This is a genomic window from Pseudomonas sp. NPDC089534 (assembly GCF_044749305.1).
GTDB classification, from domain to species: domain Bacteria; phylum Pseudomonadota; class Gammaproteobacteria; order Pseudomonadales; family Pseudomonadaceae; genus Aquipseudomonas; species Aquipseudomonas ekonensis.
The window spans coordinates 16,652-27,831 of sequence record NZ_JBIVHR010000026.1; the positions used below are offsets into that span (position 1 = coordinate 16,652).

General features: G+C 66.1%; 8 protein-coding genes and 1 pseudogene. All 9 read right to left on the reverse strand.

Going from position 1 to position 11,180, the window contains the following annotated elements:
- Positions 1–65 precede the first annotated feature (65 nt).
- The 9 genes and pseudogenes from ACIP0B_RS10695 to gap all read right to left on the reverse strand — a co-directional run bounded on the left by ACIP0B_RS10695 (position 66) and on the right by gap (position 11,010).
- A complete protein-coding gene (locus ACIP0B_RS10695) occupies positions 66–1,415 on the reverse strand; it encodes a CoA transferase (protein WP_400831767.1) in 1,350 nt (449 codons plus the stop codon).
- A gap of 335 nt (positions 1,416–1,750) precedes the next feature.
- Positions 1,751–2,506, reverse strand: a complete 756-nt coding sequence (locus ACIP0B_RS10700) for a methyl-accepting chemotaxis protein (protein WP_400831827.1) — start codon at positions 2,504–2,506, stop codon at positions 1,751–1,753.
- A gap of 150 nt (positions 2,507–2,656) precedes the next feature.
- A pseudogene (locus ACIP0B_RS10705) lies at positions 2,657–3,955 on the reverse strand (cache domain-containing protein); the annotation flags it as partial.
- Between the two features lie 273 nt (positions 3,956–4,228).
- Entirely contained in the window at positions 4,229–4,633 is a 405-nt protein-coding gene (locus ACIP0B_RS10710) for a YbaN family protein (protein ID WP_400831768.1), read from the reverse strand.
- A gap of 182 nt (positions 4,634–4,815) precedes the next feature.
- The gene (locus ACIP0B_RS10715) at positions 4,816–5,412 is read right to left on the reverse strand and encodes a biliverdin-producing heme oxygenase (RefSeq protein WP_400831770.1); all 597 of its coding nucleotides are present in this window, start codon (positions 5,410–5,412) and stop codon (positions 4,816–4,818) included.
- A 111-nt stretch (positions 5,413–5,523) separates the two neighbouring features.
- Positions 5,524–8,109, reverse strand: coding sequence for a TonB-dependent receptor (locus ACIP0B_RS10720; protein ID WP_400831771.1), 2,586 nt, complete (start codon positions 8,107–8,109; stop codon positions 5,524–5,526).
- 122 nt (positions 8,110–8,231) lie between these two features.
- Entirely contained in the window at positions 8,232–9,197 is a 966-nt protein-coding gene (locus tag ACIP0B_RS10725; RefSeq protein ID WP_400831773.1) for a FecR family protein, read from the reverse strand.
- A gap of 124 nt (positions 9,198–9,321) precedes the next feature.
- Complete coding sequence (locus tag ACIP0B_RS10730; RefSeq protein WP_085580525.1) at positions 9,322–9,840, reverse strand: RNA polymerase sigma factor; 519 nt, start codon at positions 9,838–9,840, stop codon at positions 9,322–9,324.
- Positions 9,841–10,008: 168 nt separating this feature from the next.
- Entirely contained in the window at positions 10,009–11,010 is a 1,002-nt protein-coding gene (gap, locus tag ACIP0B_RS10735) for a type I glyceraldehyde-3-phosphate dehydrogenase (RefSeq protein WP_400831775.1), read from the reverse strand.
- Positions 11,011–11,180: the final 170 nt, after the last annotated feature.

Genomic DNA, 11,180 nt, shown 5'->3' on the forward strand with positions numbered 1-11,180 from the left:
CTCTGTGGGAGCCAGCCTGCTGGCGATGGCGCCAGTGAAGGCGCCCGGGCAGCGAGCCGGCGAGGTCACAGCCAATGCGGGGAATGCGAACCCAGTTCGGTGGCCGGCAATGCCCAGTGCAATGGTGTCCCGCTGATGTACAGCGGCGCCTTCAGCCGATGCGCCGGGCCCCACGGCGTCTGCTCCACCGGCAAAGCCTGATCCTGGCCGTCCTCGGCGCGCAACGGTTCTTCCGTCCCCGGCCCCTGTTCGATCAACAGCTTCGCCGTGCGTGCCAAAGACAGCCGCGCCGAGCCGGCCTTGCCGCTGCGCAGGCGCTCGGTCAGCAGGCGGATCACGCTGGCCGCCATCAGATACCCGGTGGCGTGATCCAGCGCCTGCACCGGCAGCGGCGTCGGCGTGTCGCTGCGCCGCCAGCGCTGCCCGGCCTCGGCGATGCCGCTGCTCATCTGCACCAGGCTGTCGAAGCCCCGGCGGTTGCGCCACGGGCCGCTCCAGCCGTAGGCGTTGAGGCTGACGTCGATCAGCCCCGGCGCCCATTCGCGGCGGCGTTCGGCGCCGAAGCCGAGGTTTTCCAGGGCGTCGGCCCGGTAGCCGTGCACCAGGATGTCGGTGTCCTTGAGCAGCGCCGCAAACACCGCGCGGTCCGCCGCATCGTGGAGATCCAGCCGCGCGCAGCGTTTGCCGAGGGTGAGGTCAGGCACCAGGCCGGGCTCGTTCCAGGTCGGCGGATCGATGCGCAGCACCTCGGCGCCCAGGCCGGCGAGAAAACGGGTGGCGGTCGGCCCGGCCAGCACCCGGGTCAGGTCCAGCACCTTGAGCCCGGCCAGCGGTTGCGTCGCCGAACCGGTCCACGGCCTGGGGCTTTGCGCCTGACCGTCGAAGACGTGCACCAGCGGCTCGGCATTCACCGCCAGACCCTGCGGGTGCTGCTGCCACTGGGCCCAACTGCGCATCTGCGCCGCGCAGCCGTTGACCTCGACCACGGCGTGCTCCAGTTCCGCACCGGTCCATTGCGCGACCTTCGCGGCCATCGCGGCGCGGTCGGCGCAGACACCGAGCACGCGTTCGGCGGCGGCGCGGTGGTGCGGGGCGTTGGTGTGCAGGCGGATCCAGCCGTCCTGCGTCGCGTAGTCGCCGGCCACCGGATCCCACAACGGCGGCACGCTCCAGCCGACCGGGCGCAGCGAGGCGGCGAACCAGAACGAGGCGAGGCGGCGGTCGACTTCGACGGCGGGCCGGTGGCCGGTCTGCTGAAGCAACAGTTCGCTGACCGCTTGGCCGGCCGCGGCGATGCTGGCGCAGGCCAGGTCGGTGACGGCGAAGGCCGAGGGCAAGGCGCCGGCGGCGGTGAAGGGGATCGGCGTGCGGGGCAGGCCGAGCGCGGCTTGGATGGATGCGAGCAGATCGGTCATCGGTGGCCCTCCGTGGGAGAGCGCAGCATAGTGCAAAAGGTCGGCGGGCTGGATGAAAACTGGGAGCTGTGCGGTGCCTTGGCTGACGCCATCGCCAGCAGGCTGGCTCCCACAGGGGAGGCGGTGAATGCGGCATTTGTGTTCTGCGGGCAACCGCAGTGTCCGTGTCGGGCGCAGACATCGCTGAATCGGTGGGGGGAGGCTTGTTCCGGGCGGGATCTGAAGACAGGCCTCCACCGGGTTCTGCGACGGGCAGGGATTCTGCGCTTACCTGGGATCCCTGTGGGAGCCAGCCTGCTGGCGATGACGCCAGCAGGGGCACCGCATGGCAGGGACTAGACGCGGAACTGATCCATCAGCTTCATCTGCTGGCTGGCCAGGGCGTTGAGCTGGCTGCTGATGGCCGCCGATTCGCTGGCCTGTTCGGTCAGGGTTTCGGTGACGGTGCGGATCGCCGAGACGTTGCGGTTGACCTCTTCGGCCACGGCGCTCTGCTGTTCGGCGGCGCTGGCGATCTGCAGGTTCATGTCGCTGATCACGGTGACCGCTTCGCTGATCTTGCCCAGCGCGTCCACGGCCTGGCGGATCTGCCCGGCGTTGTTCTGCGCCTGGGACTGGCTGGAATGCATGGTCGCGACCACGCCGCGGGTGCCGGACTGGATGCGTTCGATGACCACGCGGATCTCCTCCACCGAGTCCTGGGTGCGCTTGGCCAGGTTGCGCACTTCGTCGGCCACCACCGCGAAGCCGCGGCCGCTTTCGCCGGCGCGGGCGGCTTCGATGGCGGCGTTGAGCGCCAGCAGGTTGGTCTGTTCGGCGATGCTGCGGATCACTTCCAGCACCGAGCCGATCTGTTCGCTGTTGAGCGCCAGCTCCTCGACTTCGGCCACCGCCTTGCTGACTTCATCGGCCAGTTGGCTGATGTCGCGGGTGCTGCGTTCGATGATCGACATGCCGTCCCGGGCCGATTGGTCCGCGCCCTTGGCGGCGTTGGCCGCGTTGGAGGCGCTGTTGGCGACGTCGTGGGCGGTGGCGCTCATTTCGTTGGAGGCGGTCGCCACCTGATCGATCTCGCGGAACTGCACCTGCATGCCTTCGCTGGTCTGGCGGGCGATGGCCGACGACTGGTCGGCGGTGCCGCGGGCATCGGCGATGCTCTGCTTGATCTGGGCGATGGTCGGCTGCAGCTTGTCGAGGAAGCGGTTGAACCAGTTCACCAGTTCGCCCAGTTCGTCTTTTTTCCCGTAGTTCAGGCGCTGGGTCAGGTCGCCTTCGCCGCTGGCGATGTTCTTGAGCATGTCGGCGACGCCGTTGATCGGCCGGGTCACGCCCGAGGCGGTGAGCCAGATCAGCAGCAGCCCGAGCAGGCCGGCCACCACGGCGACCGACAGGGCGGTGATCGTGCCGGCCTCCTGGGCGTCGTCGAGCACCGCCTGCAATTTGACCGAGTCGGCCAGCAGCACTTGCTTGGGCAGGTCGATGACCACGCCCCAGGCGCGGGAGTCGCCGATCGGGTTGACCGGGTACACGGCGCGGATCAGGTCGCCCTGTTCGAGGATCTTCGGGCTGCCGCCGCCGAGCAGTTGCAGGATGTCCTTGCCCTCGGCGCCCAGGGTGTCGCCGATGCCTTTGCCGACCTTGCTGGCGTCGGCGCTGTAGGCGGCCAGCACGCCGCTGCCGGAGACGATCAGCATGTGCCCGGCGCTGTTGAACAGCTCACGTTGGGAATCCACCGCCGCCGCTTGCAGGGCGTCGAGGGCGATGTCGACGCCCACCACGCCGATGGCCTTGCCGTCCACCAGCAGCGGCACGGAGATGGTGGTCATGAGCATTTCCTTGCCGCCCACGGTGTCGGCATACGGGTCGAGCAGGCAGGTGCGCTTGTTGTCGCGGGGGCAGGTGTACCAGCTGTTGTACGGCGTGCCGCTGAGGCTGAGGGTGGTCTTGGTCATGTCCTCCTCGACCATGATCGTGTTCAGCGCGGTGCCGGCCGCGCGGCTCCAGTAGCTGGCGAAGCGGCCGGCCTCGTTGGATTGGCGGGCGGCGTCGTTCTTGAATTCGCTGTCCTTGCCGTCCAGGCCGTCGGGCTCGAACGCCAGCCAGATGCCGAGCACCTTGGCGTTGCGATCGAAGGCGGTCTTCAGGCTCTGGTTCAACTCTTCGCGCAGGGCGCCGGCGTCCATCGAGCGCTTGGCGGCCATCACCCGCATGTCCTTGATCTGGTCGGCCAGGGCGGTGACCGCCAGCAGGCTTTCGCCGAAGGTCTTCTGCACCCGCACCGCCTGTTCGGCGGCCTTGGCCTGCAGCAGGTTCTGCACGCTGGCGATGAGCATCTTGCTGCTGGAGTCGCTGACCAGCTCGTCGTTGCTGTTGGTCTGGCGGATGTTGATCCCGACGATCAGCGCCACCACGCCGAGCAGGCACAGGCCGGACAGCAGGACGATTTTCAGGCGAATGGAAAGAGAGTCGAACATGGGGCGATCTCGCGAATGAATGAAATGTTGGCCACGGGGCGGACTCACCCGTTTCGCCAAATCCATTCAGCGCCATGCCTTGCTCATCGGCTTGGTGCACAGCCGCATGAGGCGCCGACCGACGAACGGTCATGGCTAAACGTTTGCGCAGGAAAATGTGCCGAAAACAGAATGAAAGTCAGTGAAATTCTCACGGCCGTTGAGGCGGCCTTGTGGCGAGGGAGCATGCTCCCGCTGGGCGGGCCGACCGTTCCCGATTTTTATGAGGCCCGACTGTATTCGGGAGCGCTGCGCGCTCCAGCGGGAGCAAGCTCCCTCGCCACAGGGGAATGGCGTGCCTCATGGGATTGATGTGTTACAGGGGGATGGTTCCGGCCGCGACCAGATCCACAGGTTGCCCAGAGTCATGCCCGCGATCGCGAGGTAGACCGGCCAGCCGTGATCGAGCACCACCAGCATCAGCGTGGCGCACAGCAGCATGCTGGCCGTGGCGCTGAGCTTGGCCCGGCGGGCGATGAGCTTGCCGTTGCGCCAGTTGCGCAGGATCGGCCCGAACAGCCGATGGTTCTCCAGCCAGGCGCTCAGGCGCGGGGAGCTGCGGGTGGCGGCCCAGGCCGCGAGCAGGATGAACTCGGTGGTCGGCAGGCCAGGCACCACGATGGCGATCAGGCCGATGCCGAGGCTGACGTAGGCCAACAGGCCGAACAGCAGGCGGGCGAGTTTCGAGGAGGCGGGTCGGGGCATGGGCTCGGCGGGGCAGATGAGGCGGAAGGGGATCTTACAGGCTTGTGTTGTCTTTCGGTGGGAGCGACTGCCTTGCGGCGCCTATACGGACGCCATCGCCAGCAGGCTGGCTCCCACAGGTGATGTGCAGCACACAAAACCGTGGGAGCCAGCCTTGCCGTTCACAGGGAGACGGCGGCAGCTCAGGCCGGTTCGGCTTCGGTCGAGTAGGCCTGTTCCAGCAGCACGGTGAAGCGGTTGAAGGCGTCGAGGGCGCCTTGCTCGGCCTCGGCCTCTTCCTCGGCAGTGAACTGCAGCGAATCGAGTGTCTTGACGAAGCGCTTCCAGCCTTCGGCGCGGCCGCCCTCCGGTTCGCCCAGGTGACGGGCGCCGAAGGTTTCGCTCAGGTCCAGCGCGACGGCGCGCTTGATCAGGAAGGCGGCGCCGAGCTTCGAACCTTCGGAGACGAAGATCCAGCCCAGGGCACGGGCCTTGCTCGGGTTGTTCACCGCGCCGGCCACCGGGGCCGGGACATCGGTGCCGAGGTCGGCGAGGTCGGCCTTGGCCGCTTCGGCGCGGCAGCGGGCCGGCAAGTCGGGGACGATGGCGGTCAGTTCGGCATCGTTGTACAGCGCCACCAGTTCCGACTGGAACAGGTACTGCGCGACCACGAAGCGGGCGAAGCTTTCGCGGGTCTCGAAGGGGGCGTGAGCCTTGACCAGCGCATCGAGCTTGCTGTGCGGCTCGTGGGTGATCTGGTTCAGGCGTTGCGAACGCAGGGATTTTTCCGGGGCGGTCATGGGATGTCCTTGAAAAGCGATGGCACTTGATAACGAGACGTACAAGAAGACGCGTGAGCGTAAAAAAACCTCACTGCGCGGCGATGGGCGCGCGCAGTGAGGTAGGTCGGGTCAGATGTCCCAGACCAGATTGATCGCGAAGTTGCGGCCCGGCTGGGTGAGGCGGTCGAGGTTGGCCGGGCTCAGCACCGCGGCTTCGCCGACGCTGTCGTAGCCGCGCACGTCGTCCCACAGCCAATACTTCTTGTCGGTCAGGTTGTAGATGCCGCCGCTGACGGTGACGTCGTCGGTGACCTTGTAGAACCCGGTCAGATCGAGGATGCCGAAGCCCGGCGACTTGAACTGGCTGCTGACGCCGTCCGGCGACTTGAACTGGCTGTCGTCGACGCGGTCCTTTTTCTTCACCACGGTCCAGCTCAGCAGGCCGCCGTAGTTGTCCTGGTCGTAGCCCAGGCCGAACACGCCGGTCAGCGGATTGACGCTGTTGAGCGGCTCGCCGGTGTCATTGTTGCGGCCGTAGGCATAGGCGACCGAACCCTGGGTGTACAGGCCCTGCGGCGCCCCGAACGCATCCAGGTTCAGGCGGCCCTTGACCTCGGCGCCCTTGATGGTGGCGTGCTTGATGTTGTTGGTCTGGAAGGTCAGCTCGCTGTAGCCGGGCGTGACTGCGTCTTCGTTGATGAAGTCGCGGTACTTGTTATAGAACACCGCCACATCGAACGAGCCGGACTCGAAGTTGCCGCGCAGGCCGGTCTCGTAGCTTTTGCTTTTCTCCGGTTCCAGGTCCGGGTTCGGCGCCACGTTGTAGCCGGTGGTGCTGTTCTCGAAGCGGCCGTACAGCGCCTTGGCGGTCGGGGTGCGGAAGCCTTCGGCGTACTGGCCGTACCAGGTGTAGTTTTCGGTCAGGGCGTAGGTCAGGCCGAACTTGGGCGAGACTTTGTGCCAGGTCTTGTTCGAATCGCTGACCGTGCCCTTGCCGTCGGCGGCCACGGTGTTGAGGAACTCCTGGGTGATGTGCGGCTTGAGCTGGGTGTAGTCGTAGCGCAGGCCCGGCAGGAAGGTCCAGTCGTTCCAGCTGATCTGGTCCTGGGCGAACAGGCTGTAGGTGTTGATGGTCGGATCCGGGAAGTCGCTGGACTTCTTCAGCACGTCGGCTGCGCTGGTGGCGCCGATGGCGGTGCAGCCGCGGCCGACCGCAAGGCACTTGCCGTCGCCGCTGCGCGAGCCGGTGACTTCCTGCTGCTTGATCGTGGTGCCGTAGGTCAGGACGTGGTCGGTGGCGCCGAGGCTGAAAGCCTTGTCCAGCTGCGCGTCGAACACCCACTGCTTTTCCTTGTAGACCGTGTCGCGGGTGCGCAGCACCTTGCGGGTGATCGGGTAGTAGAACTCGTCGGTGCTCTGGTCGGTCTTGGCGGTCTGGTGGTTGAGGCTCCACTTCACGTTGTCCGCCAGCAGGCTGTTGAGCTCGAAGCTGTGCTCCAGGCCGAAGCGCTCGCGGGTGATGGTGTCGTTGCCGGTGCGCCACTGGTACATGCCGCCGGGCAGCACACTGTTGGGGACCGTTGGCGCACCGTTGAAGTACGGGCCGCCGTAGGCGCTTTTCTGGTCGGTGTCGCGGTCGTCCTTGTACTTCTCGTAGGTCAGGCCCAGGCGCGAGCCCTCGGCGTAGTTCCAGCCGAGCTTGGCCAGCACGTTGCTCGCCTTGACGTCTTCCGGGTTGGCGGCGGTGCGCTCCAGGCCGGTGCCGTTGTTGCTGCCGTAGGAGTCGGTTTCGTGGCCGTCGCGCTGGCTGTAGTGCAGCAGGCCGTCGAACTGGTCGGCGCGGCCGGCGACGGTGGCGGACTTCAGCCAGCTTTCGTCGGCGGAGCTGTAGCCGGTCTTGAGGCGGGCGCCCACATCCTTGCCGGGCTTGATGATGTCGTCCGCGTCGAGGGTGTAGTAGCTCACGGCGCCGCCGATGGCGTTGCTGCCGTACAGCACCGAGGCCGGGCCGCGGAGGATTTCCACGCGTTTGACGATTTCCGGGTCGACGTAGTTGCGTTGGGTCTTGGCGTAGGGGCCGTTGAAGAAGCCGTCCGGCACTTCGACGCCGTCGACCTGGGTCAGGATGCGGTCGCCGTCGATGCCGCGGATGTTGTAGCCGCTGATCCCGCCGCGCTGGCCCGCGCCGCCCACGGAGACGCCGGGCTCGTAGCGCACCAGGTCCTTGATGGTGTTGACGTTGTTGCGGTCGAGCTCTTCGCGGGTGTGCACGGTGACGGTGGCCGGCACGCTGTTCACCGACTGTTCCTGGCGGGTGGCGCTGATGGTCACCTGATCCAGGTTGAGCGCGCCGGCGGTGCTGCGTTTCTCCAGCACGACGTTGTTGTTGCCGATCTTGCGAAAGCTCAGGCCGGTCCCCACCAGCAGTCGCTCCAGGGCCTTCTCCGGCGGCAGCGCACCGCGCACGCCCGGCGACGCCACGCCTTCGCCCAGTTGCGCCGGCAAACCGACCTGCCAGCCGGTGACGGCGGTGAACGCGTTGAGCGCCGACACCAGCGGCTGCTGGGCGATGGCGAACGAATAGTCGCCCATGTTGCGCGCAGGCTGTTCGGTGGCGGCCATCAGCGGTGCGGCGCCGGCCATCAGGATGGCGGCGGTCAGCAGCGACAGTACGCGGGAAGGGGAAGCGGTCTGGCGGGTAAGGCGTGAGGACATCGATAGCGCTCCGTGTCGCACGAATCTTTATAGGTGCTGATCCGCGTCCAGAGATGCGAATCAATTGCATTGGCTATAACGAGACGAACGAGCTTCGGCTATCGAGTAAAAATAATTCTCATTTAGTTCAAGATCACCAGCGCGGGGAATTCCTGCACGCGTGCGGAGGTGATGTGGGCCAGGGAGCGCACCACGTCCAGCGGCTGGTCGAGACGGTAGTTGCCGGTGACGGCGACGTCGGCCAACTGCTCGTTGGTGTTGATGATCCAGCCCGGATAGTAGCGGCGCAGTTCCGCCAGGACCTGGCTGAGCGGGCAGTTCTCGAAGATCAGCCGGCCCTGCACCCACGCAAGGTCAGTGGCGGCGTCCTGCTTGGTCGGGCGGTCGAAGCCGTTGGGGCCGATGCGGATGCTTTCCCCGGCCGACAGGCGCACCCGGGCGTCGTCCCCGGTGGCGCGCAGGTCGACGTCGCCGCGCTGCACGCGCACCTGGGCCACGCCGTCCAGGTAGCGCACGGCGAACGCGGTGTCGTGCACGCTGGCTTTCACGGGGCCGGCGTCGATCTCCAGCGGCTGGCTGCGGTTGGCGGCGATCTCGAAAAACGCTTCGCCCTGGTACAGCCGCGCCACCCGCTGGCGGTCGTTGATGGTGCTGGAAAACGCCGAGTTGGTGTTGAGCAGGACTTTGGAGCCGTCCTCCAGCTGCAGGCGCTGGCGCTCGCCGACCACGGTCAGGTGATCGGCCTGCAGGCGCATCGGCAGGTTGCTGAAGCTGAACAGGCCGAGCACCAGCACCGCCGCCGTGGCCAGCGGTTTCCAGTGCGGGCGCAGGCGGGCGAGGACGGTGACTTTCTGCGGCTTGGCGGCCAGCGCCTGGGCGCACTGCGCCACTTGCGGGCCGTCCCAGATGGCCTGGGCCTTGGCGAACGCTTCGGCGTTGCGCGGATCGGCCGCCAGCCAGGCATGGAACTGCCGGGTCTGCTCTTCGTCCGGACTGCCGAGCGCGATGAGCCAGTCCAGGGCCTGGTCCATTGCGCTGGCGGCGTCCTGCGCCGTATCGGGCGAAGGCGGGCGGTGGGTGTCCGTCACGGTGTTTCCTCGGCAGTGTCGTTGCACGGCTGTCTTTTTAGTGAAGCGTAAAAGTCGGGCAAGGGTAACAAAGCCCGATGATCCGTGCAGTCGCTGCTCGGACTTACAGACCTTTCCTGCGGCTTCAGTCGCCGTTCAAGCGTTCGGCGACGCCGATGCAGATGGTCATGATCAGCTTGAGCTCTTTCTGCACGGTGCTGAGGGACACGTCCAGCTCGTCGGCGATCTGCTGGTAGCTGTGGCCGTGCAGGCGGCTGAGGATGAAGATCTGCTGCTGGCGGGGGCTGAGTTCACTGAGGCTCACGTTCAGGCGCTCCAGCAGTTGTTCGGCGTGGGCGGCGTCTTCGGCGCTGCTGGCGGGGGCGGCGACGCTGTGCACCACTTCCTGCGGCACGTCGTCGACCATGGTGCGCGCGTGGATCTTGCGGGCGCGCAGATGATCCAGCGCCAGGTTGCGGGCGGTCTGGAAGACGAAGGGTTCGAGGTGATCGATGGCCCGCTCGCCCAGCGCACGGGTCACGCGCAGGTAGGTCTCCTGCAGCAGGTCTTCGGCGGTGCTGGGGTTGTTGACCATCCGTTGCAGCGTGCGCAGCAGCGAACTGCGCTGGGCAAGGAAGACGTGGTTGAACTGTGCCTGACTCACGGGAGAACCTGATCCGTTTCGATCAAATGATAATGCTTATCATCCAGTCGAATGGTCAAGCCCTGATTTCAGATTGAAATCAGGCACTTCATGCGGGAGCGGTGGCGTGCCCTGTCCCTGTGGGAGCCAGCCTGCCGAAAGCAGTCGCTCCCACAGAACGATCCGGGGTCACTCGGCGTTGCACAGCGCCAGGCAGTTATCCAGCATGCGGTTGGAGAAGCCCCACTCGTTGTCGTACCAGGCCAGCACCTTGAGCAGCTTGCCGCTGACCTTGGTGTGGTTGGCGTCGAAGATCGACGACAGCGGGTTGTGGTTGAAGTCGCTGGAGACCAGCGGCAGGGCGTTGTAGCCGAGGATCTTCGAATGCTGGCTGGCGGCCTTGAGCAGGGCGTTGACTTCGTCGGCGGACGCTTCGCGCTTGAGCTGCACCGTCAGGTCCACCAGCGACACGTTGATCACCGGCACGCGCACGGCCATGCCGGTCAGCTTGCCGGCCAGTTCCGGCAGCACCAGGCCCACCGCCTCGGCGGCGCCGGTCTTGCTCGGGATCATGTTCTGGGTGGCCGAACGGGCGCGGTAAGGGTCGCTGTGATAGACGTCGGTCAGGTTCTGGTCGTTGGTGTAGGCGTGGATGGTGGTCATCAGGCCGCTTTCGATCCCCAGTTCGCGGTGCAGCACCTGGGCCACCGGGGCCAGGCAGTTGGTGGTGCACGAGGCGTTGGAGATGATCTGGTGCGAGGCGCGCAGGATGTCGTGGTTCACGCCGTAGACGACGGTGGCGTCGGCGCCCTTGGCCGGTGCCGAGATGATCACCTTGCGGGCGCCGGCGGTAAGATGCGCGGCGGCCTTGGCGCGGTCGGTGAACAGGCCGGTGCATTCGAACACCACGTCGATCTTTTCCGCGGCCCAGGGCAGGTCGGCCGGGTTGCGGATGGCGCTGACGGAAATGCGGTCGCCGTTGACGGTCAGGCTCTCGTTGTCATGGGCGACTTCGGCATCGAATGTGCCGTGAACGGTGTCGTACTTGAGCAGATGGGCGTTGATCGCGCTGTCGCCCAGGTCGTTGATGGCGACGATCTGCAAATCCTGCCGATAGCCTTGGGTATACAGTGCGCGCAGGACGTTACGGCCGATGCGGCCAAAACCATTGATTGCGATTCGAAGAGTCATTGAACAGCGCCGCCGTCGTTTTGTTGTTGGAATTACAAGATTATTCGCAAAAAAATAGAAAACAAGCCTTTTTGGTGGCAGTATTTTGTTTTATCTACAACGAGTGACCTGAATCAACTGGTCCGAATGATCAAGAAAACCGTCCGTCATCCCGAGCGCGCGGGCCTTTG